We start from the raw sequence: 23,773 nt of genomic DNA on the forward strand, positions 1-23,773 counted from the left end.
ACCCAAACCGTAACAATAGCTTACCGAGGAGTGATCGCCTGCTCGGACTTGCGATAGGATTCGAGTTGGCTCGCCACATCGTCCAACTTCGTGTGTGGCGGAACGAGGTCAATTGCGCGCATCATATCGTCAACCCAATCACCTGTCGAAAGCGTGATCGTCGTTGGGGATGAGGTGAAGTCCCAGAGATCGCCCTTTCCCTTGAGCTCCGAGAACAGCTCTTCGATGGTCCCTGCTGGTTTGTAAAATGTCGTTGGCCCTGTGGTGCCTGGCGAGAATAAACACCATACGAAACGATCACCGTCCTTCGTCTTGGCGATTGGCATGTAGGCCAGCCACGTTGACACCGTCCCCTGCCCGATTGAGCGAACGCCGAACGCATTAGCGTCCTCGCCGTTCTCCATCAGCTGGGAACCTTCGATAAACTCCTCGAGCGAAGACAACGCAATCTGGTAGCCGTCGGAACTGCTTCTACGCCTGAGATGGTAGTAGCGGTTGACGCATCCGTTCAGGATCATGGAATGCGAAAATGGATATCCATCCCGGATTTGGTACGAGAAGTCATTGTAAGTGATGCCAAGAACACGGACTGCATCTACGTCGTCGGCCATGTACATTTCGTCACGGCCTGGAGCGAGCAAGCGAGGCAACTCGGCTGGAACGAGATGGAGGCGATCCGCGACCGCTACCAATCGCGCGATACCCAGAACCGCCGCTCTGTAGGCATCCTGTACCAGGGCTGCGTCGTAACTCCCCTCGGGGACGGAGAGATACGGCGCGTGAAATCCCAGTTTTGCTCCCTTCTCAAGCGTGCGCGACGGCTTCTGATCGGGGAGAGGATCATCGTCGCCGACAGGGGTCGGGTCTTTCGGAAGATCGACGCCCCCCAGAAATGCGACGGCGCAGGCCGAGTAGCAGGCGTCCATCTCACGTACGACGGTGGCGAGACCGAGGCGACGGAACGCCAAGGCGAGGTTTAGTCCCTCGTGGTAATCGCCGCCCGGACTATTCAGTGCGATGACGATCCGTCGCCACGGGTCTTGTTGAACTGAGATGTTGGCTTGCGCCAATGCTTGCTTCACACGAGCACTGTCGGCCTCGACGATTTCGCCCTCGAGCCTGAAGCGTGCCTCTGGACCGAACTGCCCGCTCGTAATCCCTTCGAACTTAACGTCGGCGGCATGGGAGCTTACCGGAGCCGTCAAGCCTAAGCATGCGAGCATGGTGACGACGGAAAGGCGGCGCATCATTCAGCGACACCAGGGCAAAGTTCCTGGAAGACGCTCAATGCGGTCGGGTAGCCAGAGGCCGACGAACCGTCGAGTACTTCGCCCGACTTTACGCTGCGCACGACATAGTCAGCCATGAGGTCAGTGGACCTCGACTTGCCTTCAAGGACATACCCCTCGCCGTAAACGTCGGTCCAAGTCCCCTTTTTGCAGTTCGCCGTTACCCTGTCGCCGACCTTTACCGATGCCATCGTGCGTTTGACGCAGGCCATCGAATAATCCTGCTCGTATTCAACGCAGTACGCCTTGGCGTCCTTGGGCGTGTGTTCGATCATGATAACGGCCTTTGACGTACCGATCCCGGATTTGGAGACGGTCGTCACGTGCATGCCGGCACGCGAGCCGTAGTAGATCGAGTGATCGTCCTGCGCCCGCGCGGGAATGATAGACAACGTTCCCGCTGCGCCTGCTGCGGCGATCAACAACATCACCCTGGACCTCGCCACCCCGATCAACGCCTGCATGCAATACCTCCATTAGCCCGCACTGGGCAGCTTCGATTTCAACGCGGACCATGCGTCCGAGACTTTCCTGCCAGCGGATGCGGCTTTCGACGGCTCGGACCCAAGCACCTTCAAAAGGTCCGCTAACTCCGCCTCGACCGCAAGGGGGTGAACCTTGGCAGCATCCATAGCAGCGAGGCAGGCTTGTGCCTTCGCTGGCTGGCTGAGCGTCGGAATTGCCGTCTCGATATCGTACGTGACTTCACTTAGAGATACGATGTCGTCCGCGAAGCGCGCGTCGATCCAGTCGTTGATCTCGGGAATCGTGCCGGGAACGGCGGACTTCTTCGCCTCGAGCATCGCGATCTTGGCCTGCACAATCGCCAGAAGCGCGGCACGGAACCGCTCGGTGGACGCCTCAAGGTCGGCAAGCCAGTCGGAAGACAGCAATCGCGTTGCCTGCTCTCTCGTCCAGCCCGCGCCGACCAGTGCACTGACACCCCCGACACCACTCAGGACCAGCGCTCCAGCCGGGCCGAAAGCCATCAGGCCGATAGCCTTGCCCGACAGCGCGCCAATGGCCGAAAGTCCACCTTTGACGCTGGCATCCATCACGACCGAAAACGGCAGGTCCGACAGGGGCATGCGGCCGCGCCAGACACTGTGGAGGTTTCGCGCCGAGGAAACCGCCATGGCAAAGAACGGCACGTTCAGGTCGCCCAACGCCTCGGCCGCTTCGAGGGAGGTGGTCATGACGAGGTCGGCGATCTCGCGATCAAAGCCATCGACATAGAAGACGAGTTTCGCCCATTCCTCCCCGCTGCTGATAACGGCCTCCGCCAATTCGGCATTGGCGTACACAGGCATGTCGGGATACTTGGCGAAATGCGTTCGCAGGCCTTCGAGGCCCTGCAGGCATTTCACCTGAAACGGGACACCGTCCACGAGGAGATCAAACCCCGCATTGTTAGAGGTCTCCGGAAAACTGACCACGTGGCCGACGTCCGAAAGACGGGCCGCCACCAACTGTTCGGAGGCATAACCACGCAGGTTATTGCCTGCTCCCGCCGCAGCGGCCTCGCTCATCGATCCGACGCGCTCGGCAAACACACCGAACTTGAAGATGTCTCCGAGGTCTTCCGATCGCGAGAAATCGGCGGCGGCGAGAACCATCGGATCGATGGATACCGCGTTGTAGAGCATGTCACCCGCCGACAGAGCCGTTACAGCGGCCATTTCCAGCGCATCGCCGCGGTTCTTCGAGAGTACGCCCGTAAGCAGGTCGCTTTGCCGCTCGGAGGCAAGCGCCGCAGTCTTCAGATCGCCGGGCGCATTTGGCAACCGCCCACCCGCTTGTTTCGCGATAGTCGAGTTCCGAGATGTTGTATCCGCGGCGGTCGCCGTTGGTAGCGATGACAGGTCGATCTCAGTCGCTGTCCGGAAATCATTCAGCAGGACCGCCAAGCCATCCCTCTCAGATGATAGCCCTCGAAGCGACAACTGGACCGAAACGATTGCGGCGAGCTTGGCAGCCTGCCCGCCGTTTACATAGTTGTTTGCCAGGTATCCGATACCGAGGACGGCCGGGATACTGAAAAGCGGGTTCGCGAGCATGAAGAGCGTCGATACGACGGCTGGCCCGCTCATGAACGGGATAAACGCCGATGCTTGGGCGGCGAGGATGTAAGCGCTGAACCCGGCCAGATTCACGCCCATGCCGATAGAGAATGCCGCAGTCCCGGTGGCAAGCACAGTAAAGGCTGCACGGTCTCCTGCCGTCAGGGCATCGCGCATGGCGTCATCCCGTAGTTCGGGGGGCAGGCTTCGAATGTGGTCACGAACACGCTCTCCGAGAGCGCTCGCTAGTTCCTCTGGAATCTCACCCGATGTCGCGGCCTTGGCCACAGCCTTCGCGACGAGTTGCGCCTGCCCGGCAACCAGAGAAGGAAAATCTTGATGGGGACGGCCCAAGAGCGACGTTACAGTTCTCCAGGCGTTCTGAATCCCTGTCCGCGTCAACTCCTCGTTTTCATCGGCCATGGGCAAAGCCATCACCGCCGCCGCTTTGTGCGCCACGCCTGCGCCGACGGAATTGGCTCTTCTCGAAGACAAAGGGAGTGTCGCGTCCAGATCGAGTGCTTCTGCTATTCTGACCCACAGGCGAATTCGCAACGCACGATCTGAGGTTTCGGACGAGAACAACGCGTCCGCAGCATCCTTCAAACGGCGGGCGAAAGCCGTGGAATCCGACGACTGGCCATCTTTCTGGAAGCGAGACAACACATCGGTGACGCGGTCCATGGACATCGACAACAGCGTTGTGGCTTCGAAGCTTGCAATGAGATTGCTCAGTTCTCGGCGATCAAGCGCCCCGAGACCAGCGAAAATCGTCCACGGCGGTACGTACAAATCATCCCCCATCAAGCACCCGCATTTTCATGCCGGATTGCTCACAGGTTGTCGAATGATTTCCGAGAGTTGTCGCGGCTTACTCCCGTCAAAATTGCCCGCGTGTTCTCAGCCGACCTTCAGCTTTACCGTCACGACCTTATTCTGTCCGCCTACCCGTTCCACCTCGAGTATGCCAGAAGCCTCCGCCAGATCGCTAAGCCTAGCGTAGCCGTAGTTTCGAGCATCGAAGTCGGCTGACTGTTTCGAGAGGTGTGTCCCAATGCAATGCCACAGCCAGCGCGGTTCGCCAGGTGGCTGCGGGGGACAGGTTACGGCATAGCGACTACTTGAAGAGAAGCAGCAGCAATAGGAATGCGATTCCCCAAGCGGCAAACCGCAGCGAGGACACAAGCTTGACCACTCGTTCATCCATGACCTTCAACGGGCCTTGATGAACGGGCGGGTCGGCGGGGATGGGTTTTTCGCGTTCCCACGATGTGTCCGGCTCTTCGGCCGGAGGTTCGATGAAAGGTTCGACGACGGACTCTTCGTCCTCGTCAGATTCCTTCGGTTTCGTCCGCGCCAACCGAATAATCCGGTGAAAATGGAGCTCGGCCTCCGCCACCTCCCCGAGCCGAGGTGGCCTGATGGTGCAATCGCCTGGAATCTGAATCTTGTGTTCTTCTGAATTCGTCAGCACCTTGATGCTGTCCGCCGTTATCGACGGCGACCAGACTGAATAGAAGCCCGCCACCCCTCGCACACGGAACACGACCTCGTCGACAGTCGTGCCGGCAATCCTCTCCGCATATCGAGCGAACCTGTCAGGACGAACGAAGAGGTTGAAGATCAGTACGTCATCTGTCGTTTCTTCTCTGAAATCGATTTCGGACGTGTAGCTGACGCTGCCCCAGGCGACACATCGCTCCTCGCCGTCTGCTTCCGAAAGCTCATAGATGACGAGTTCGAACTTTGAGAGCGATCGGGCCGTGCCGAACATCGAGAAGTCAGTCTGGCAGTATGGTTCTAAATCCCAGGGCTGTAACGTCGCCCGGATCGACTGTCGTTTCGTGGCTTCTCTTTTGGTGTTAGGATCGTGATCATCCCTTGAACTGGGAAGCGTCTCCGATGACAAGGTCAGCGTCTCGGCCAAGACGAGGTCACGTGCCGTGAACGACACACTCCAGGGCCACGGTATTAGATCGCGACCAAGCTGTTTGCCGTCGCCGTCGATTTCTTTCAGCGACCAGGCGTATAGGTTCTTGTGCTCTGACTCCTCGCTCAGGATCACCCGCCGATCGATGTGGAAATCCACTGTATGCTCCCTCGTCGTTCGCCCGAGCGAAACAAGCCACAATTTTTCGTTTTAGGGAAGAATGATTGGGTATCCTAGATTTCGATAACAAGCTGCGGATCGAAGGCCGTCGCCTCTCCGGGATATCCGCGGGGGTTGGCGACGATCCTGCACTCGCCGACCCGGTAATCGACCTTCTGATGGACGTGACCATGCACCCACAATGCAGGCTGCCGTTCGACGATAAGGTCCTCCATATCGCTGGCGTAGCAGACAGACAGCGGATCGCCATGGAACTCGGGCGGAATTGATCTGGGCGACGGAGCGTGGTGGCTTAGGACGACCGTTTTCCGGGCCGTGGCGTTCTCCAGCGCAGATTTAAGAAACGCCCTGGACTCGTGGTGCTTTCGATAGGCGTGGATCGGCGCGAACTTCCTGTAGGGAAGCTTGGAAAACTTGATCTGGCGATAGTCGTTCATCCCGCTCTGGGCCGCCGCCATTGCCAATTCGGGATCGCCGCCGTTCAGGCGAAAGTCGGTCCACAGGGTCGCGCCCAAAAACCTGACGCCTCCGATGTCCACCATGTCGTTTTCGAGAAAGTGGATGTTGGGATAGCGGTCGCGCAGCAACCGCGCATCGCGGATGCTCTCCAGCACGGCGGCTCGATAAAATTCATGGTTCCCCGCAACGACCACTACTGGCATCGAGGACGGGATATTGACCGCCAACCATTCAATGCTCGGGACGATGCCGCGTGTCAAAAGATCGCCCGCGCAGACCAGAACATCCGCCCCGGCAGGCGGCGAATGAACGAACGGTTGGCCGAATTCGCAATGTAGATCGGAGATGACCCAGAGTTTCATGGTTTAATCGCCTCCTGAAATCGCTTTATTTCGACGCGCATATTCTGTCTTGCCGGATTTGCACGCAGAGCCCAAGGTGCTCCTGATCCAATTTGAGGAGGCAGAAATGGCACGGCCCTCACGCCGTAAACCAAAGTCCGCAAAGGAACCCTCGCTCGGTTCTGCGTTGGACGAGATCGGCTTTAAGCCGCTCGGTCGCCGGGTGAAAATCAAGGCTGGCATCGATCACGTAAAACTCCGTAAGCCCCTATCTGATAACGCCTCGGGAGAGCGGCGCTAGCAGGTTGCAGACAAATCCGTGAGCGGCTCCGCTCCTCTCTCGAGCGAGGAACGGAGCCTGACCGCTAGCCGTCACGTCCTGACGGATGCGGATTCGTGTTCCCCGACGTCACGCCGAGGAGCGCCCGAACATCGTCGCCGACGACATGACCCTTCTCGACCAGCGCTTCGGTAAGCTGGCGTCTGAACAGCGTGTAGGAACTGGAAGACATCTGAGGGCTCTTTCGTGATCTGGGCATAGGGCAGCGACTTCCGTTCACTGCGTTATGCGCCTGACCACCGTTTCCGGTCCTAACGGGGCGTCGTCCAAATCGACTTCGAGATAGCGATTGAGGATCATGGCGGCGAGACCAGCAACTGGCCTTACTTCCTGAAAAGCATTCAGGCACTGCCCGATCGGCATCGATCCATGTTCGTCGAGAGCGCCCAGCAGGCGCAGGCGATCCCCGAGCGGAACATTGTAGTTGCCGTAGCGCAGGAGGTCCTTGGCGTTCCTTAGGCGAAAGCCACCGTAGACATCCTCGCGAGACAGGTAGCGGTATTCTGCAAGGCGTAGCCGGGCAGCTTCTTCGAAGGTGGCGATATCACGCGGAAGCTCGCGATCGTGAGCATCGAGGAGAACCACATGCCCATCGTCACGGATGACCTCGAAATCGACCGTATGCGAGAGGTCTCCAAACGCGGTCGGCATGCACCGCCACGATACCACCGTGGGATCGACGTCGAGCAGACACCCGACGTCCCGGGCCGCCTGCGAACGGAAGACCTTGCCTCCTTCACAGCGCATCGCCGCCAGGGGATAGTAAATTCGGATCGATGTGGAATTCACGGCCGTCTGAATCGACGCCGACTGCCTGCCCATACCCATGACAACCTCACGCAAACACGGTTGTTCGGCGTCGCGTTCGTCGCGACGGAAAATCAACGTATTCGTATGAGCCGGCTCGTTGTGATCATGGGTAGAACAAATAAAGAACATTTTCGGATAGTCAACCGGGCCCAGGCGAAAAATCGTGCTCCTGCAGTGATTTAGGGCGGTCCCCTGTCATCTCGCATGGCCCAATCCCTCGATTGGGAGCTAGCGAATGCTCTACTCAGGCAGGCCCCAGTTTCGATCGGCATCGTTCCGGCGATTGAAAGCCGTCGAAGGTTTGCCTGTTCCAGACGTGCGCCGCTGGCCGTCAGAGCCTACCCAATGAAACGAGACCTCGTAGTCGGTATTCTTGCCACTGTTTGTCGGATACCCGCGGAGGGATTTTGTGACGTCGATGCCAGCGAGCGTAAGGGTCGCCTCGCCTTTCCCGGCATGTTTCCAGAAGATGCGGTCGAGCAATTTGTTGTCCAAGAAATCCCGCTCCTCGACCAAGGCTATGTCATTCACCGCGGCCTGCTTTCGTCTGCGTTCAGCGATCTGCGCTCTAAGGACATCGGCGTTTTCCAGATACTGATCAGCAAGCGGGGTCTCCTGCACGACTTTGCCCCGGTCCATTGGCAGCGCACCTGCGCGATATGCCTTCAGGATGGCGGAGGCTGCATCCGGTCCGACGACGTAGACCGTATCGTAAATGCTGTCACTTCTCGGGAAGATGTCCCGCCTCTCGTCTTTCGAGAGCAAATCACCATCCATGATCAGGGTGCGTGTTTTGCGGGGCTTGACCCCAGGTAGGCGAGAAATGAAATCCGTCAATGGAAGCAAAGCGTCCTCCGCTAGTGGTCGCTGACGATATGGAGACCGTTCGTCCGCCTCATCCAAGTTATTGAGCGTCAAATCCATCCGGAATGACTTGCATTGTTTTTCTTCGTAAATTCGGACCGTCAATCGATTTCCAGCCGGAATAGACTTCACATCGATGGGGATTGGGTCGCTACAAACTTCACGTCCGTCCGGAATGGGTGCTGCGGACACGGCGAGACCATCCCCTTTGCTAACGCGCTGTTTTGATGATGCTTCCCAATGAAATGTGAGGAGCGTCCGTTCAAATATGAGGAACTCGAAGCACGAGTATCTAAAACGTGTGGATGCTGCGCGAAGCCGCCTCCGTTGATGACGGCTGCGACCCAGTTTGGGTCGATCTATCGAGAACTGGGCTTCACAGCCTCTACTACTGACGGCGGGCGCTGGTGGGGTGAACCAACGCACCGTCCGCCGTGGACACGGGCTAATTAACTGACACGGGGGCGCAATTCGCGGGCCTAGCAAGATTCCCTGCCAGTGCGTCGCGCCCTTTGGTCTGAATATCCCAGAAGACGTAGGTCCAGACTTCCCAGCTGTCATAATTTTTGGCCTCAGCAAGCTCCAAGTTCGCCAAGAAGTAGTGATTGCCTGATCGAGCGTTCACCGAATTGTCGGTAGTGACGCCGCCCTCTTCCCACATCTTCATCATAAAGTACGCTTGGCACGATGCATTCTCCTGGAATGCTCGATCATTGAGACGCCTCGGATCGCCGTCAGCGAAAACCACCTCGCCGTTCTTGAGAAAACCCTCAAGTGTTACGCGCCCTTTGTCCGAAAAGGCAGATGCCTCCGATGCGCACACGAAAGAGAGCGTCCCGAGGGATATTAACAGTGCTTTTAGGGCCAGTCGTTTCATTTTCATCTCCAGGTTGCCACTAAATGCTCCTGGAGAATGCAAAGGTCGTCAACTGTTAAACCGGCGGCTGAATGGTCCATTACGCCTAAAGGCATTCCGGATCGATTGCTTATTCCGGATGAATGTGAAGCACAAAACAAGTCGACGATCTGGCCCGCTTCCGGAATCCTGTTTCTCGGGCTAGAGGGTCAGCTTGAGCCTGTCCGACCTCCTCTTCTCTTTGTTGTAGTCGGAACGTCGCTTCAGGAACTCGCCCTCGCGTTCCAGCAGCTTGGAAAACAGCTCGTCGAGACCTTCGGTCCAGTCGGCGGCATCGAGGTCGAAAATGAAGATCGGGCCGTCCTTTGCAGGTGCGACTACCGCAGTTACGGTTCGGGTCTTCAAATCATAGCTAATCGGCATCACCGACAGCCTTGTCGTCATCCCGACTACCTGCCCACCTGCCATTGGCCGGTCCGAAAAAAGGAGCGCGGGGAACCGAGCTTTCGCAACAGCTTTCAACTGTCCCCAGAATTCGATGAGCCTGGGGTCCGATGCGACCGCTGGGTCGTCCGTTAGGTCCAACGCCTCCATCACCTCGGCCCTATTGTAGATCGTATCGACGAAGCTCCGCGCAGCCGATCTTACGAGTGGCGTCACGCCCTTTTCCGCCATGAGATCGCGAAGCCTGTATTTGGTAATTCCGAGCCCGCGACAAATATCTGTGCTACGGGCGTACGTCCTGTAGAGGGCTTCTACGTCCTCCCTTTTGAACGCAAGGAGGCGTACATAATCCCCTTGCGGCACCAGGATACCCATCTTCATCATCTCCCATACCGTCTCTTTTCGGAAATTCAGAAGAGCTTGGACGTGTGCAAGTGATAACCAGGCGGGATCGGCCGTCACGCGCGGGCGCTTGTTCATTTTGCCTGTATCGATAACGAGAGCCCGGAACCCGTGGACGTCAGGCTTGCGACCAGCGATCTTAACCTCGCCTTTCAAAACCTTGATCGCGAGATCACCATGCTGAAGCCCTTTTTTGGCGAGGGCATAGGCATGGAAAGGCTTGGACGTCAGCACGTTACCCGTTGCGGGCAGCGCGTCGAGCTGTCTCAGGACGACATCCAGGTCGGGGACATGAAAGCGAGGTCCGAGATACTCACCGACGCGGAGTTTGACAAAACGCCGGACGAACCCTGCCCTGATCAGGGCGTCCATACCGTGCTCACTGATGTTGAGATAGTCTGCCGCGGCTTGCCGATCGATGAGCTTGGCGACAAAATCCAGGATCGGCGGGATGTCGGCCTCAATGAGAGGTTTTCGCTTCTTGAAGCGATGCACACCAATAATCCTAGCGATCTGAGCGACGGAAGCGGTATCGATTCCGTAACGATCTTCGACCTCCTGCGTCGTGACCCGTCTCGAGTTTACATCCCGCTCGGCGATCATGCTTCCTGGGGCACGCAACTCGGCAGACACTGCCTCCTCCATCGCACGGACGATGAGCGTTCGCATCTTGGCGCTGAAAGTCTGGCCCGCAGTCGCGTACGCCCTACCAAAGCACTCCTTAATAGAAGTGCTCGCACCGAAGCCTGGTACGCGCCTGACCAGCGGTCGAAGAGCCTCTGCGAGCTCCGCATGCGTCCCGCGGATCATCGAGAAGCCGACTTCGGCGTCCTCCAGGGTGATCTCAGTTCCACTCTTCGCTTCCTTGCCCAGGACTTCGCATACGGGCAACACATCGCGAAGATCGAAGCGGTCCAAGACTGGAGCAGGCAGCCTCTCTTCGAAGCCAAGCCTGCCAAGTAGATAGTGGCCGAAGGTCCCGACCTCGAGTTGGCGCGCTGCACCGGGTCGACCAAGCGGAGTGCCGTCTGCATTTCGGGAGAACTCCGTTGCGTGCCATGGTACTTTGTTACCATTGATATCTTTGTCCACGATTTCGTCGCCATGATACGGACAGCGCTTCAGCGACAGGAAATCGAACCAAACCCGCCTGTATGGCTGCTCAGAGACACAGGCCGGACACCAGCGAGGCGAGTTGAACGATAGGTCCGAAGGGCGGATACGCTCCCCACATAAATCGAAAAGCCTGCCGTTACGGATTGGCGTCGCCCATTCCATTCTCAGAAGCGTCTCATCAGAAAGCGGCAGTCGCTTCGTCTTGCGCAGTGCCTCCTCTGGAGACAAGGAGAACAGTCTCAGGTCATTGGAGGCGTTGAAATCGACGATGCGCTCATCGCCGTTCTGGCCCACAGTCCTTGCGAACCAGCCCAATAGGCTTTCGTCGCGCTCGAATTGGAGGTCCCAGCGCATGAAGGGTAGTCGGCGCGGATCGAACTCAGACATCGTCACCCGCCGTTCCCTTGGAAGGCATCCTGGTCGAACAGCAGAACGTGTTTGACCGCGGCTGCGATGTGATGATCCATGATGCATGCGGATTTGGCCGTGATGGCTGCTCTGGCCGCCCGCTTGACGACGCTCATCGTCAGGCCGACCGAGCCACCGCTCCCAAGAAAGAGGCGCTCGACCGTCGCAGGTTTGCCAAGACCCGATTCCTTCGCGAAGGGAAGGCGTTGATCGACGCCTACCAGAAACGCCTGGTAGTGGCGGGCTTCAGTTGTGGCGTCAAACTTGGGAAGGGGTTCGCGGAAACCTGTCCGTCTGGCCAACTGGTACTCGGCTTTGACGACCTCTTCGAGGTGAGGAAGACCAGCGAGCAGGACGTTGGCAAACTGCGCGTCAGCGATCTGTTTCAGCAAGCTGTAGTTTTCGTCGTAGTATCGCTTCTGGTGAAACAGGAAATGGGCGTCATCGATGATGATGAAGACGGTCTCATACTCCAGTAGCCGGTCCACCGCCGATGCGGCCAACTGGTCGGCGTTATGCCTTTTGGTTGCGTTGGTCTTGCCCGTGGCGGCGAGCAGCGCGCGTGCAAATCCGCCGGCCTTCCACCCCGGCAGCACCTCGATGTAGATGATAGGAAACCGCATGCGGTCGCCCTTTGGTGGGGTGATTGCCTTCTGATAGAAGGACTTCAGCATGAAGGACTTGCCGTTACCCGAATCTCCAAGGAGCAGGCCCAACTCACCGATTTCGGCCGGACCAGCGTCGCCGACGGGCTTGTGCCACTCCGAAACCGCGTCCTGGACGTCAAGAAAGCGGTTGTAGGGATAGAGCAGGTCTCGAACGAGACGGAGGCGTTCGCCATCGTCAAGTTTGAAGACCTCTTTCCTCGTGATCTCGTCGAACGGGGTGGTGTGAAACTGGGGAAAGTGGATCATTTTCAGCCCTTCCTGCTGTTTTCGAGGCGGCGAACCATTTCCGTGAGGTCGCCCTGTTCGAGGTCGAGGGATGCACGGATGGATGTCGCGGCCCTGCGTTTCTTCTCGGGCTTGGAGGCGGCGACCGTCTTGTTGGAGCTTGTGGTTGCCTTTTCCCTCGCCTTACGGGACACGGGATCACTGGTACGGGCCTTGCCGTCAGAATAGGAGACCTCGGCACGTGGGGTTTTAGGCGGCACCGATGGTGCGTCGGCGTCGGACGCGCTTTCCAGCGGCTCGATTTCGAACGGGTCGTCCCAATCGATTTCCATGTCGCCGAGGTCTTCGCTGTAGGGCATTTCCACAACCTCGCCGTGGACACGTCTGCCGACGAGGTCATGGTGGTAGGAAGCGAGCGCGTGGGCGGTACCTGCCTTCTTGCGCTCCATGTGCATTTTGTCGAGCACGTCCATGTGTTCGTTCAAAGCGTCCATTAGTTCGACGGTATTCTCGGCCGCGCGCTTCATCTTCCGCTTGAAGTGCTTCTTGGCCTTGTTGTGCTGATAGAGACGCAGGCCGTTGGCGTACGCCCTGTCTCCGTCGCAGACGGGGACCTCGATTACGGTTCTGTTGAAATGGTCGACCAGCCACATGCGGCCGAGATCGGAGGGATCACGGTAACCGACGAACTTGGTTGTATCGACGCCCGGAACCGCGGACCTGTGCCTATGATCGAAGCTCGGAACGAGCAACGCTTCGCTGTAATAGGTGATACAGTCCCAGCGAACCTTGCCGTCCTGAATCGTGATGTCATCCCGCCGGTTGCCCGTCAGACGGACGAAGGTCTGCGGATTGATCGGGCGTCGCGCCTTCACATTGCGGATGTCCTCGTTCCAGATGGCTTGGGGGATGCCTGACATCAGCCTGGTGGCACCAAGGCCGATGTGCGGGTTTACGTGATAGTCAGCGCAGATGAAGACGGTGATGAAGTGCTCCAGCTCGGAAAGCGTCAGGATCGGCTTTCCTGCCTCCTTGTCTTCGAAGTCCTTGCGCCTTGTCGGATTGTGCTGGACCGACCCGCGAATGTTGTTGACCAGGTTCTCGAGGGTCAGCATCATTCGCTCGACGCCGCCCTTGGTGTTGGGTTCGCCTGGGCGTGTCTGTACGAGCCTGATGCCCAGTACATCGCAGGCGTGCTTGACGTCGGCGGCGCGCAAATGAGGATCGTTATCGATCAGCAGCCTTTGAGGCTTTCCGTACATCGGCCACGACAAGCCCGGGTACCTCGACATGTTCTTCGGGTAGATCGCGTGCCTCAGGCCGTGGATGAAAGCCTCGTAAGACGGGTTTCCGAAGAAAATCGAGAAGCCGAGGATGGCTCCCGACTTGCGATCCCGGAACAGGATGATCTTCGGGCGACCGTACAGAAGTGGCCTCTTGTCATCGATGACGAAGATGTTCAGGGTCGTGTAATCCGCCTCGACTTCGTCCAGGATGGCGTCGGGCAGCGGACGCCTCGTCGTCATAGGATTGTTCCGGCGGGCGACCTTCGAGCCGTAGCGCATTTCATCCTTGGTGAAGCGATCCGGCGCTGCGAGCCTTCTGGAAAACCAGCTGTCATGGGGCTTCAATTCGCCCGAAGGCTTGAGGACATGCTTGCGCAGCTCCTCGTACTTGGGTTTCTTGAGTTCCTTCCGTACAAGCCGCTTGAGCGTGCGATAACTCCCCTTGGGTTGGCTCCATGTCGCCATGACGCATTTCGTCACAAGACGCTCGAAAGCCTCGCCGTATGCCTTGGTCGTGTTCCCGCTGGAGGTCGGAGGCACCAGTGAAGATTGCAGGTCGAACGGTGCGGCCTCGTAGATGTCTCGGTACTTTTTGTATGTGGTCACGCAGATCGGCTTGTCGCCGGTCTTGCGAGCATGGTCCTCCAATGCCGCCCTGATCTTGGCTTCCGTCATGCGGATGTTGCCGCTATCCGAGGCTTCGTGGACGGCGTTGAGGTAATCCAGCATCCTGTTCGCGGAAGCGGTCTGCTCCGGAGTTAGCCCCATGTCGGGGGGCGGACGCCGCCCTGGTTTCTGTTGCCCGTTGACGACCAGACGTCCCGCTTTTTCTAGCACCGCGAGTTGCCAATCCGTTACCCGGGTCTGGTTGTCGGTCTTCACATGCTGAATCGTGAACACTCGCCCGAGGATTTCATCGTAGTCGATCGACCGGACTTGGAAGGCGGCGGCGTTAAGCTTCTTCTCGCCGAGGATGCTGATGACTTCGTTCTTTTGGAGATCGATTGGCTGTACGTCGGCGTGCTGGCCGTCGTCGGTGGGAATCTTCAGCTCCTTTGCCGTCATGGCAGGGCGGAGCACCTCGAAGTTCACAAACGAGGCGGCGGGTTCGAATCTGGACATCAGATGCTCCTTTGCTTCCAGGTAACGAGGGATTGGTCGGTGATCTCGCGGCGTTGATCGATCCGGAGTTCTCCGGCGGCGGCGAGTTGCATGATGGCGGTGTAGGCCCGATCAACGTCGGGAAGCAGCTCGGTGAATGGTCGACCTCCGGGGTCGAGCATCCGGTATCCGACTCGCCTGAGGACTGCGGCTTCAGACAGAGCGGCGATGGTCATGGGAGGGGTCAGCTCCGTCATCAGCCATCGAATGCGCGCCTTGGCACGCTCGTCGCGGACATGGAGGTGACTGTAAATGTGCCGACGATTGTAGAGCAGTGGTCGGCCGTGCAGCACTTTCTCGCTGACCACCGTGTACATGGCGTCGAGTTGACACGGGACACGGTACTTCATGGCCTGCGTCCGAAGCTGGAACCATGTTTCGCCGTGATGGGAGGCCTTTTCGACATCGATGTAGGTGCGTTTGCCGCCCTTCCACCGGATGGCGAACTCGATGTTATGCTTCATCTCCTTGATCGAGCCGTCGCGCCGCGTCCGGGACCATTTAATTTCGACGGGATAGTGCGAGATCGCATCCACGCGAGGATCGGTCTCCCAGAAAATGACAGCATCCTCGGAAAGAGGCTGGCGGACCCGGATCGACGTGCCGCGGCATTTGGAGCTCGGTACGTTCACGGGCATAGCCCCGTTGTGCACCACGGCAGGGACTGTGTGTACGGGAACGTGGTCGGGTTCGAAGCCTGTCCTCATCGACCGCTCCTCGTGCATGCGAGACTCGCGAAGAAACGCTCGATGCAGTCCTTCTCGCTGGGCCTCCCCACATGGCAGGCGACAACGCACCGAGTGGCGGGATCGATTGCGTAGGTGACCTGCCACCCAAGAACTGACGTGCTGTCGATGTCGAGTTGCTGGTCCGTGAAAAGAGCGGTGGTTTTCGTTTTCATGCCGATGACTCTCCTATGCCGCAGACGCTTTGCGTCGCTGCTGAATGATCTTGAGAATGGTTGCGGTTGGGGGCCTGACGGACTAAGGCGGCGGCCGAGCGAGATGGGCCAACGACTGTCCGCGACCGCAGGCGGAGGAATTATTCACCAGGACACGTCCTCCTCCGCTTCCTCTCGGCGACAAAGGTCAGTCTCGAGCCGGACATCGCCGTTTGTGAACATCGCGCGGATGAGACCGCCCGAATTATCAACTAGAAGAACCTCCGGGATGCCGTAGTTGGCCCAAAGGTCGGTGGACAATTCCTCGGCAGGTTTGAAGGCGTCCTTGGGAACGAACATGACATACGTCTCCTGTTCCGCGGGCGCAGGGCCATCGCGGATGAGTGAAATCGGAAATCTGGCATGCGGCTAGGCACCCGCACTCGGCGGGGTACTCTGAATTACTGCAAGTATATGAAGGTCGGGATCGACGATGATCGCACGGCCACCACTAGGATCAACGAACGCTGATCATATTCGGTGCCGGGCTGTCCAAACTTTCGTCATCGTGGTCTCTCTCGGTCGGGCGGTATAGGTTCTTCGCTCCGACGAAGGTGGAACATAAGAAGAACGCAACCTGCAGTCAACCGGGCTCCCGGATAAATTGTCAGCAGCCAACGGCGCGCAGATTGCACGCGTTAACGCGGTGCTAACCGTTCTGGATTACCGTCCAACTGTCTTTGTTTGTGTCTCGACCGATTTGCAGAGAGGTCAGCCACACCGACTAGAAAGGGGCCATTCTGAAGGTGGCCCCTTTCTCATTTTCGGGTGCCGCAATCATTTACTCCTATTTCGGGTGTCTCGCCGCCCCTTTTCGGCACCCGCCTAGAGTAGCGGATAAGCCGAGTGAAGCCGGAGCTGGTTAACAAAGCGTATATTCCAAAGGCTGCTTCTGCGCGTAAAGGTGGTTTTACGTTTTGATGCAACTTGGCGATTTGCGACCGCCTGCCCGACCAAAAGGTTAACGCGTCTCCCCGAAAAGGTCGTACACGCGTCTTGAGCGTCCTAGCCGGGTCTTCCTCGCGAAGTCTGGAATTCCTGATGCCTCGACTCCCAAAGGTATCCGCGTGTGAAAATGGAACGCCCGCGTTGACGTAAGTTCTCCGAGCCCGGTACGAATGCCCCATGCTCAGGACCCGGACAGACATCGCTCGGCGAATAAATTGATCTTACCGCCCAAGGTGGGCCGCAGATCGTCGTCAATGTCAAATGCGAGTAATCCGATGGGAACCTTATATCGCGTGAATGGAATCGTAGCTCCCCAGCGAGGTCGGGCGATCACTGATTTCTATCCTCGGGCCACTGTGAAGGCGGAGGGTAACATCTCTTTCAGATCGCAAGTTACCCGAGACCTCGCCTGCCTGCTTGACGTTGATCCGGACATTGCTTCTTGGACTTCCGCGACGCCGGTCGATGATGAGGACCTCGACGAGCCTCCTTTCGACTTCATCATCAGAGACCGGTTCGGCAACACAAAAGTGGTGGATGCGCCTGACCGTGCGCGTCGCCGCGATGCCTTCGTGGCTATCCGAGCGGCCGAGAAAATGGGATGCGGATATCGGGGCTATTTGGCGAACGAAGTCTATTCGGGCTTTCGATTGAAGAACGCCCGTGATCTCCTGCGCTACGGCAACTACGAAGTCGGCCTTAACGATCGTGTGCGGTTATTGGCGGCCCTTGACGAGCACACCACCCTCACGGTCGCCGAATGCCTGGGCGCTTTCCAAGAGGTCAAACCCATGGCGGGACTTGCCTCGATGATCCTTCGGGAGTTCGTGCAAGTGGAATTGGATGACGAGCTTATCGGACCTCGGACGGCGGTGCGGCGAATAGCTGGGTGACAGCTGCACGCCATTCCTGAATCCTGCTCGAGGTCTAACAATGCAAAACTCTTCGAATGCTCGTCGTCGTTCCCGTATCGACGAGGAACTCACTCTTTCGTCGCATGTCGCCCTAGCAATCATTTCACGTGCGGTCAGGCCAATGCTCAAGCGGTCACGTCGGTTCGTCGCGTGTCTCGTACTCGACGACGATGCCAACCACGGAGCCTTTCGCGTCGCAGGCCTCCGTGCCTTGGACAAGCCCAAGGCGGCAGATGAATTGGATTTCGGCAACAGCTTCGACGTCGTCAGTATCGACACCGTTGAAGATGCAGCTTCCCAACTTGGCAAGCTTAGGTATTGCGAACGAGCCATCGTCCTGTTGAAGCATAAGGACCTGATGACGGACGAACTTGTCGCAGCATCTGACGTCGTCGTCGCCATTCCTCCTCCGACAGGCGCGGATTTCATGATTGCGGCTTGGCGTATGGGCTTCGGGAGGATCAGCAGAGAAGATGCGGCATTCCTTGCAACTCAGGACCTCGACAGGGTGTCCTTGGCATTCCGGATTGGGCGATCGGCAAATGCGGTTATCGGAAGACTTCGTCATCTGAACACTCTGGGCGAAAAGTCCAATTCAACACCGGACACGGCTGGCCCGAGGTTGGAGGAACTCTCCGGCTACGGCGAGGCGATGGTATGGGGAATGGGCTTGGCACAAGACCTCGCCGACTGGAGGACGGGAAAACTTGACTGGAGCGCGATTGATCGCGGGGTCTTGATTTCTGGGCAACCAGGTTCAGGAAAGACACAATTCGCCTCAGCTCTCGCGCGATCCTGTGGCGCGGCGTTTGTCGCGACCTCGGCAGCTCAGTGGCAGAGCCACGGTCATCTCGGCGACATGTTGAAGGCGATGAGACGCTCATTCAACGAGGCTAGGAAGGAATCGCCGACGATCCTCTTCATCGATGAGTTCGACAGTATCGGCGACAGGGCTTCGGCGTCGGGCGACAACGCGTCTTATCAACGGCAAGTCATCAACGCCCTGCTGGAGTGCGTGGATGGCGCGCAGGAATTGGAAGGCGTGGTGGTTGTCGGGGCAACCAACTTCCCAGAGCTGATTGATCCGGCACTATTGAGATCGGGCCGGCTCGAGAGGCAGTTCGAAATCCAAATGCCAGACGCGGTGACCCGCGCTGAAATCTTTAGATTTCATCTCGGTATCGACCTCCTCGATGCCGACCTGGGTGAACCCGCCAAATGGTCCGAGGGTTGGTCGGGCGCGGACATTGCCAAGTGTGTAAGGTCGGCCCGTCGAGCGGCGCGCCGCGGTAAGCGTCCTTTGACCGTGGCGGACCTAATGGCCGCGATGCCGGAGAGGAAACTGATCCCACTCGATGTCTTGAAAATCGCTGCAGTCCACGAGGCCGGCCATGCGATTGTGGGTGTCATGGTGGACGCGGACCGACTGCAGTCAGTAACAATTTCCGAGGCGGTATCGAGCGCGATCAGAACGCAAAGCCTTGGCGGAACTCTGTTCGAAGAGCGTTTGTTCGAAAGACGGACTTCAACCTTCTTCGACAACAAGATCGCGGTTCTGTTGGCAGGCATGGCTGCGGAGCGACTCGTTTTCGGAGAACATACGAACGGGTCCGGTGGTCATATGGAATCCGACCTCGTTAGGGCTACCGAACTGGCGACAATGATGGAAGTCAAATGGGGCTTCGGGTCTATGCTTTCCGCACAAGCGGCCGAACGGACCGGCGAACTTGAGCGACTTCGTGATGTAAGACCGAGGTTGGCACAAGACGTCGAGGCTAGATTGAAGGCGCAGTACACGCGAGTTGAGAAGATGCTCAGCGAGCGCATCGGGGTCTTGCGAAAGGTTTCCGACGCCTTGGTCAGGCAACGATCGCTAACCGGCGACGATGTCCGTCAGATCGTATTCGGATCACACCGTTCAATTAAAGAACTCGCCATTGATCGCTCCAACGAAGTCTTCAATTAGAGCGACTTCAATTTTACTTAGAGAAGCTCCATTCAGTGCTTGAATCTGTGGCGACAACCCCGGATTCTTGGCCACCAACTCCGGGTAAATAGTTAACGCCGATCGAGGCCTCATCGGTCAGAGCAAGAGGGATGATAGTCAAGAGCCCGCCAAAAACCAAAAAGAAACCGCACCAAAATTATTTTGAACCGATCTGGAAAACCGCCTTTCTGGCGGTTTTTTTGTGCCCTTCCTTCCAACGATCCGCGAAAATTCGCGAATCAGAGGCGAATTGGATAGCCCTACTCAGCAGACCATGATGGGCAGTTTTTGGCGTTCGAGCCGCGTTTTCTGCAAAATATAAAAAATTGACATAGCGCCATTGTGACGTATTATACGCACTCCTCTCAAGTTCAGTTGCCATTTTCACAAGGGTAGTTGCCAGGCCGCACAGGGCTTTGCCGCGAGACCATCGGTGATCGGGCTGCGCAGCCTGGCCTTGCGGTCGGCGTCGCTGGCGTAGTACCAGTCGAACCCCTCGCCCGAGGCCACCGCCGCCTTCAGCGACACCGGATCGTCGGCCGTGCGCGCGCCATCCGGGTTTTCCGCCAAGAGATCGGCATCGCGCCAATCGGAGAGCGGCATGTAATTGTCGATCCCGACCGCATCGATGGCCGGCGAGGCCCAGAGCGGATCGAGATGGAAATAAACGTCGCCGCTGCCATCCTGCGGGTGATAACCGAAATATTCGGTCCAGTCGGCGCCGTAGGTCAGCTTCGCCGCCGGCCCCAGCAGGCCGCGCACTTCGCCGGCCAGCGTCACCAGCGCCTGCACGAAAGGAAAGGCATTGGTCTCGTCGCGCAATTGCGTCAGCCCGCGCAATTCCGAGCCGATGATGAAACCATCGACCCCGCCGACCGCTTTTGCCAGGTGGGCATAATGCAGCACCAGCCGGCGATAGCCTTGCGCCGTCCCGGTATGGGTGACTTCCGTCCCCATGACCGTGAAATCCCCGACCGCCGTATCGCCGCAAAAGGCGGAAACCGCCGTGCGGATGGCCGCACTTCGATCCGGCGAGCCCGGCCGGCCTGGCGCGGGATGACAGGTGATGCGCCCGCGCCAGGGATAGACCGCCTGCTCCGCCCCGCCATGCGGATCGGGCAGGCCATTGCCGAGCGGCACGTCCATCATCAGGAAGGGATAGAGAAACACCTTCAGGCCGCGCGCCTTGAGATCGGCGATGGCCGTCACGACGCTGGCGTCGTTCGGCGTGCCGCCATAGGCTGGCCCGCCATTGCTGGTGCTGATCAGATGCGCATCGCTGCGCGGAATGCCGGAGACGATCCACGGAATGCTTTCGTCCTCGCGCCCCAGTGTCTCGACGCCCGGCAGGATGCGGCAATGTCCCGCCCGCAAATCCGTGCCGAACCAGGAGACGACCAACGCCACGCTTTCCAGATTTGGGCAGACGGCCGTCAATTCTTCGATGGAGGCGGCCCAGTCCGTCGCATGCGTAAGGTTATGGCGGTTCATGGTGCGAACGCTGCCCGGCCCGAGGCTTTCGGTCACAGGCACGGTGGAATAGCCATGCTCGGTCGATCCCGGAATAACGGTGATCGCCCGGATCTGGCTTTCGAGCCGACCGACGGTGCGCAGCACCTCGAACTGGAACAGCGGAATGCGGTTTCCGAAGGTGTCGAGCGGCAGCCGCTCGAAGACGACGTAGGCCAGCCCGCGATAGGCCGGCGCCTTGCCTGTCCCCTGCTTCGCCTCGATCAGCGGATCGGGCAGCTGGTCGCGGCTGCCGTTATGCACCCGCATCTCGATATTCGTCAGGTCGATCTCGCGCCCGTCTGCCCAGACGCGGCGAACGCTGGCGATCTCGCCTTCGCACAGGCCGACGGCGAGATTGGCGTAATAGCGGAAATTTTCGACGCGCGGCCCCGTCGCCTTGCCGCCGGCGCGCTCGACGGACACCTCTTCCTCGAACCGCGTCGCCCAGATCAGCGTGCCGCCGATGCGGGCGGTGCCGTAGAGACGGTTGATGGAGGTGCCGTCATCGGCGCCGGGAATGCGCGCCGTCGCCAGGCGCTGGCCGGAGATGGTGCGGGTGCCGTTGATCAGCGCCCGGTCGACGACATTGCCGGCGAGCGCCCCGGCGGCACGGCCGATGATCGCGCCGACCGGCCCGAAGACGCCGCCCAGCGCCGCACCCGCCGCCTGAAACAGAATGGTCGCCATTGGATCACCTCAAAGTTCGGGAAAGCGGAAGATGCCGGCGATGCGCCGGCGCCAGGAAGGCGTCAGCGGCGAGCGGATCACCGCCGCCTGCTCATAGGCATGGATGAAATGCGCCTCGCCGCAGAAGATGCCGGCATGCTTTGCCGCATAAGCCGCCTGCCAGCGGAAGATCAGCAGATCGCCGGGCCGCATCGCATCGACAGGCAGGAAATGCCGCCCGGCCGCTTCCAGCAGCCGCTCCTCGCCGCAGCGTTCCGCCCAATCGGGCGCGTAAGGCGTGGGCGGTTCCGGCTCGCTGCCATACAAATCCCGCCAGATGCCGCGCACGAGGCCCAGGCAATCGCAGCCGATGCCGCGCCGCGATCCCTGATGGCGATAGGGCGTGCCGATCCACATTTCGGCCGCCGCCAAAACTTTTTCGCCGACGCTGCTCATTCGAACAGCGCCCGCCCGTCATGCACGGTCTCGCCATCCGCATAGGAGTAGGCGAAATCCGAGCCTGGAATATGCGGAAATCCTTGGAAATTGAGCTGGTTGGCAAATTTCGCCCAGCAGGTGGAAAACGCCTTGTCGCAGCCCGCCGTGACCTCGAACGCCGCCCCTGACGTCACCGGGCGCGGCAGCGGCAGCCAGAAGGTCAGCGCCACCGCCCCTTCCTCCAGCCTGTGGTCGTCGATATCGAAGGACAAGCCCGAGAGTGGACCGCCCGTGAATTTCAAAACGCCGTAGCGGAAGAAGCCGGCCGCAAAACCGGAAATCCCCGAAACCTTCACCGTCTGGCCGTCAATGACAGCCGTCACCACGCCGCTGCCGCGATAGGCCGGGAGATCGACGCCGCAGCGCCGGTCGCCCAGCGTCGCGTCGCAACGTCGCCCATAGATGCGGCCCTGATCGCGTCCGAGCTTATGCGTAAAACTGCGCAATTCGGCGCGAAAATCGCCGTCGCTTCGGGTCACCTCGCCAATCTCCTGCACCCGCAGCAGCATGTGCTGCTCAGGCTTTGCCCAGTTGACGAGATAGACCTCCACCCGCGCCCCGTCGTAACGCCCGTCCGTCAGGTCGGCTTCGGTGATGGCCTCGCTGGAAAAACCGCCGGCGACGTCCGCGGTCGTCGCGGCCAGGCCGGCTTCGGTCTCCGCATCGCTGGCGGAAAAGCCGCTGGCGGCGGCGAAATGCGTGGCGGCAAACATCAGGTCTCCGTCATGCCCGGTGAAGCCGAAGACGGTGCCGTCGCGGCGGATCACCCGCCAGGCATGGCCGAGCGTGGTCGCGCCCTCGGCGATATGGGCGGCAAGCGGGGCCGGGATCTCTCTCATGGCGTGATCTCGATCAGGAGAATGGAAGGGATGCGGCCGGCCTTGAAGGATTGCAGGCTGATATCGATGCGGTCGGTCGCAAAGCGCACCGGCACGTCGAAGACGAACCCCGCCCGCACCGCCGCCCCCGCCGCCGGAGGCGTGGAGAAGACGACAACCCCAGTCGCCGGATCGCAGGCAAAATCCCAGGGCGGCGTCAGACTGCCCGCGACGGAAACCACCACCGTCCCCGCCACCGGCTTGGCGATCACCCGCTCGACCCCGCCGCCGGCATCCGCATAGGTCTTGAGGAGCTGAAAGTCCGTCCGCGTCCCATCCCCGGTTCCCAGAAGCTGGTCCATCGCCGAAACGCTCTCCCCCGGCGGACACGACTTGTCATCGAACGGATCGCGAAACCGAAACCCGTAGAGCGCCCCGCTCCTCGCCTCGAAAAACGCCGCGACCTCATAGAGATCGTCGATGGAGCGCACCCCCGATCCCGCGTCGTAGGAGCGCCGCGCCGCACGCCAGCGCCGGTTGCGGCTTTCACGCCCATTGGTCAGATTGACGATATCCGTCCGCCGCTCCGGTCCGCCGCTGGTCGATAGCGACAGCCGCAGCGGAAACCGCACTTCATGAAATCCCGGCATG

At 59.2% G+C, this 23,773-nt stretch carries 21 protein-coding genes and 1 pseudogene; 2 read left to right on the forward strand and 20 right to left on the reverse strand.

From position 1 onward, the window contains the following. Positions 1–20 precede the first annotated feature (20 nt). The 16 genes from GTU70_RS00590 to GTU70_RS00665 all read right to left on the reverse strand — a co-directional run bounded on the left by GTU70_RS00590 (position 21) and on the right by GTU70_RS00665 (position 16,079). Entirely contained in the window at positions 21–1,247 is a 1,227-nt protein-coding gene (locus GTU70_RS00590) for a COG3904 family protein (protein WP_235914660.1), read from the reverse strand. Beyond that, entirely contained in the window at positions 1,247–1,753 is a 507-nt protein-coding gene (locus GTU70_RS00595; protein WP_235914661.1) for a hypothetical protein, read from the reverse strand. The genes GTU70_RS00590 and GTU70_RS00595 overlap by 1 nt, the downstream gene beginning before the upstream one ends. 12 nt (positions 1,754–1,765) lie before the next feature. After that, positions 1,766–4,153, reverse strand: a complete 2,388-nt coding sequence (locus GTU70_RS00600) for a hypothetical protein (RefSeq protein ID WP_235914662.1) — start codon at positions 4,151–4,153, stop codon at positions 1,766–1,768. 96 nt (positions 4,154–4,249) lie between these two features. Beyond that, positions 4,250–4,552, reverse strand: a complete 303-nt coding sequence (locus GTU70_RS00605) for an OST-HTH/LOTUS domain-containing protein (RefSeq protein WP_166096803.1) — start codon at positions 4,550–4,552, stop codon at positions 4,250–4,252. Further along, positions 4,467–5,438, reverse strand: a complete 972-nt coding sequence (locus tag GTU70_RS00610) for a hypothetical protein (RefSeq protein WP_166096805.1) — start codon at positions 5,436–5,438, stop codon at positions 4,467–4,469. The genes GTU70_RS00605 and GTU70_RS00610 overlap by 86 nt, the downstream gene beginning before the upstream one ends. 74 nt (positions 5,439–5,512) lie before the next feature. Next, the gene (locus GTU70_RS00615; protein ID WP_166096806.1) at positions 5,513–6,280 is read right to left on the reverse strand and encodes a metallophosphoesterase; all 768 of its coding nucleotides are present in this window, start codon (positions 6,278–6,280) and stop codon (positions 5,513–5,515) included. Positions 6,281–6,624: 344 nt separating this feature from the next. Next, on the reverse strand, positions 6,625–6,771 hold the full coding sequence (locus tag GTU70_RS00620) for a hypothetical protein (RefSeq protein WP_166096772.1): 147 nt from the start codon (positions 6,769–6,771) through the stop codon (positions 6,625–6,627). A gap of 44 nt (positions 6,772–6,815) precedes the next feature. After that, positions 6,816–7,484, reverse strand: coding sequence for a hypothetical protein (locus GTU70_RS00625; protein ID WP_322101069.1), 669 nt, complete (start codon positions 7,482–7,484; stop codon positions 6,816–6,818). Between the two features lie 165 nt (positions 7,485–7,649). Continuing rightward, the gene (locus tag GTU70_RS00630) at positions 7,650–8,465 is read right to left on the reverse strand and encodes a hypothetical protein (RefSeq protein ID WP_235914663.1); all 816 of its coding nucleotides are present in this window, start codon (positions 8,463–8,465) and stop codon (positions 7,650–7,652) included. A gap of 253 nt (positions 8,466–8,718) precedes the next feature. Next, a complete protein-coding gene (locus tag GTU70_RS00635) occupies positions 8,719–9,150 on the reverse strand; it encodes a hypothetical protein (protein ID WP_166096807.1) in 432 nt (143 codons plus the stop codon). A gap of 180 nt (positions 9,151–9,330) precedes the next feature. Then, a complete protein-coding gene (locus tag GTU70_RS00640; RefSeq protein ID WP_166096809.1) occupies positions 9,331–11,478 on the reverse strand; it encodes a TniQ family protein in 2,148 nt (715 codons plus the stop codon). Between the two features lie 2 nt (positions 11,479–11,480). Then, complete coding sequence (locus tag GTU70_RS00645; RefSeq protein WP_166096811.1) at positions 11,481–12,413, reverse strand: ATP-binding protein; 933 nt, start codon at positions 12,411–12,413, stop codon at positions 11,481–11,483. 2 nt (positions 12,414–12,415) lie between these two features. Beyond that, the gene (locus GTU70_RS00650) at positions 12,416–14,800 is read right to left on the reverse strand and encodes a DDE-type integrase/transposase/recombinase (protein ID WP_166096812.1); all 2,385 of its coding nucleotides are present in this window, start codon (positions 14,798–14,800) and stop codon (positions 12,416–12,418) included. Continuing rightward, positions 14,800–15,546, reverse strand: coding sequence for a hypothetical protein (locus GTU70_RS00655; RefSeq protein WP_166096814.1), 747 nt, complete (start codon positions 15,544–15,546; stop codon positions 14,800–14,802). The genes GTU70_RS00650 and GTU70_RS00655 overlap by 1 nt, the downstream gene beginning before the upstream one ends. Further along, positions 15,543–15,740, reverse strand: a complete 198-nt coding sequence (locus tag GTU70_RS00660; RefSeq protein ID WP_166096815.1) for a hypothetical protein — start codon at positions 15,738–15,740, stop codon at positions 15,543–15,545. The genes GTU70_RS00655 and GTU70_RS00660 overlap by 4 nt, the downstream gene beginning before the upstream one ends. A gap of 144 nt (positions 15,741–15,884) precedes the next feature. Then, positions 15,885–16,079: a hypothetical protein gene (locus GTU70_RS00665; RefSeq protein WP_166096816.1), complete on the reverse strand. Its 195-nt coding sequence runs from the start codon at positions 16,077–16,079 to the stop codon at positions 15,885–15,887. Between the two features lie 923 nt (positions 16,080–17,002). Between GTU70_RS00665 and GTU70_RS00670 the strand changes: the two genes are divergently transcribed. Further along, on the forward strand, positions 17,003–17,620 hold the full coding sequence (locus GTU70_RS00670; RefSeq protein ID WP_166096818.1) for a hypothetical protein: 618 nt from the start codon (positions 17,003–17,005) through the stop codon (positions 17,618–17,620). Positions 17,621–17,660: 40 nt separating this feature from the next. Then, entirely contained in the window at positions 17,661–19,607 is a 1,947-nt protein-coding gene (locus GTU70_RS00675; RefSeq protein WP_166096819.1) for an AAA family ATPase, read from the forward strand. Positions 19,608–20,039: 432 nt separating this feature from the next. On the opposite strand, the pseudogene GTU70_RS00680 reads toward GTU70_RS00675, so the two are convergent. The 4 genes and pseudogenes from GTU70_RS00680 to GTU70_RS00695 form a co-directional block, all read right to left on the reverse strand. Further along, positions 20,040–21,827 (reverse strand): annotated as a pseudogene (locus GTU70_RS00680) (baseplate multidomain protein megatron); the annotation flags it as partial. Between the two features lie 9 nt (positions 21,828–21,836). Continuing rightward, entirely contained in the window at positions 21,837–22,262 is a 426-nt protein-coding gene (locus GTU70_RS00685) for an NlpC/P60 family protein (protein WP_166096822.1), read from the reverse strand. After that, positions 22,259–23,143, reverse strand: a complete 885-nt coding sequence (locus tag GTU70_RS00690; protein ID WP_166096823.1) for a DUF2163 domain-containing protein — start codon at positions 23,141–23,143, stop codon at positions 22,259–22,261. Before GTU70_RS00690 ends, GTU70_RS00685 begins: the two co-directional genes overlap by 4 nt. Continuing rightward, positions 23,140–23,772 (reverse strand): DUF2460 domain-containing protein, encoded by a 633-nt coding sequence (locus GTU70_RS00695; protein WP_166096824.1) that lies wholly within the window; start codon positions 23,770–23,772, stop codon positions 23,140–23,142. Before GTU70_RS00695 ends, GTU70_RS00690 begins: the two co-directional genes overlap by 4 nt. Between the last annotated feature and the right edge of the window lies 1 nt (position 23,773).

The sequence above is a fragment of the Rhizobium flavescens genome (genome assembly GCF_011319365.1).

Coding starts and splice junctions, on each gene's coding strand:
- GTU70_RS00590 (WP_235914660.1), bottom strand. CDS start 1,247: ATGCGCCGCCTTTCCGTCGTCACCATGCTCGCATGCTTAGGCTTGACG.
- GTU70_RS00595 (WP_235914661.1), bottom strand. CDS start 1,753: ATGCAGGCGTTGATCGGGGTGGCGAGGTCCAGGGTGATGTTGTTGATC.
- GTU70_RS00600 (WP_235914662.1), bottom strand. CDS start 4,153: ATGGGGGATGATTTGTACGTACCGCCGTGGACGATTTTCGCTGGTCTC.
- GTU70_RS00605 (WP_166096803.1), bottom strand. CDS start 4,552: ATGAACGAGTGGTCAAGCTTGTGTCCTCGCTGCGGTTTGCCGCTTGGG.
- GTU70_RS00615 (WP_166096806.1), bottom strand. CDS start 6,280: ATGAAACTCTGGGTCATCTCCGATCTACATTGCGAATTCGGCCAACCG.
- GTU70_RS00620 (WP_166096772.1), bottom strand. CDS start 6,771: ATGTCTTCCAGTTCCTACACGCTGTTCAGACGCCAGCTTACCGAAGCG.
- GTU70_RS00635 (WP_166096807.1), bottom strand. CDS start 9,150: ATGAAACGACTGGCCCTAAAAGCACTGTTAATATCCCTCGGGACGCTC.
- GTU70_RS00640 (WP_166096809.1), bottom strand. CDS start 11,478: ATGTCTGAGTTCGATCCGCGCCGACTACCCTTCATGCGCTGGGACCTC.
- GTU70_RS00645 (WP_166096811.1), bottom strand. CDS start 12,413: ATGATCCACTTTCCCCAGTTTCACACCACCCCGTTCGACGAGATCACG.
- GTU70_RS00650 (WP_166096812.1), bottom strand. CDS start 14,800: ATGTCCAGATTCGAACCCGCCGCCTCGTTTGTGAACTTCGAGGTGCTC.
- GTU70_RS00655 (WP_166096814.1), bottom strand. CDS start 15,546: ATGAGGACAGGCTTCGAACCCGACCACGTTCCCGTACACACAGTCCCT.
- GTU70_RS00660 (WP_166096815.1), bottom strand. CDS start 15,740: ATGAAAACGAAAACCACCGCTCTTTTCACGGACCAGCAACTCGACATC.
- GTU70_RS00665 (WP_166096816.1), bottom strand. CDS start 16,079: ATGTTCGTTCCCAAGGACGCCTTCAAACCTGCCGAGGAATTGTCCACC.
- GTU70_RS00670 (WP_166096818.1), top strand. CDS start 17,003: ATGGGAACCTTATATCGCGTGAATGGAATCGTAGCTCCCCAGCGAGGT.
- GTU70_RS00675 (WP_166096819.1), top strand. CDS start 17,661: ATGCAAAACTCTTCGAATGCTCGTCGTCGTTCCCGTATCGACGAGGAA.
- GTU70_RS00685 (WP_166096822.1), bottom strand. CDS start 22,262: ATGAGCAGCGTCGGCGAAAAAGTTTTGGCGGCGGCCGAAATGTGGATC.
- GTU70_RS00690 (WP_166096823.1), bottom strand. CDS start 23,143: ATGAGAGAGATCCCGGCCCCGCTTGCCGCCCATATCGCCGAGGGCGCG.
- GTU70_RS00695 (WP_166096824.1), bottom strand. CDS start 23,772: ATGCCGGGATTTCATGAAGTGCGGTTTCCGCTGCGGCTGTCGCTATCG.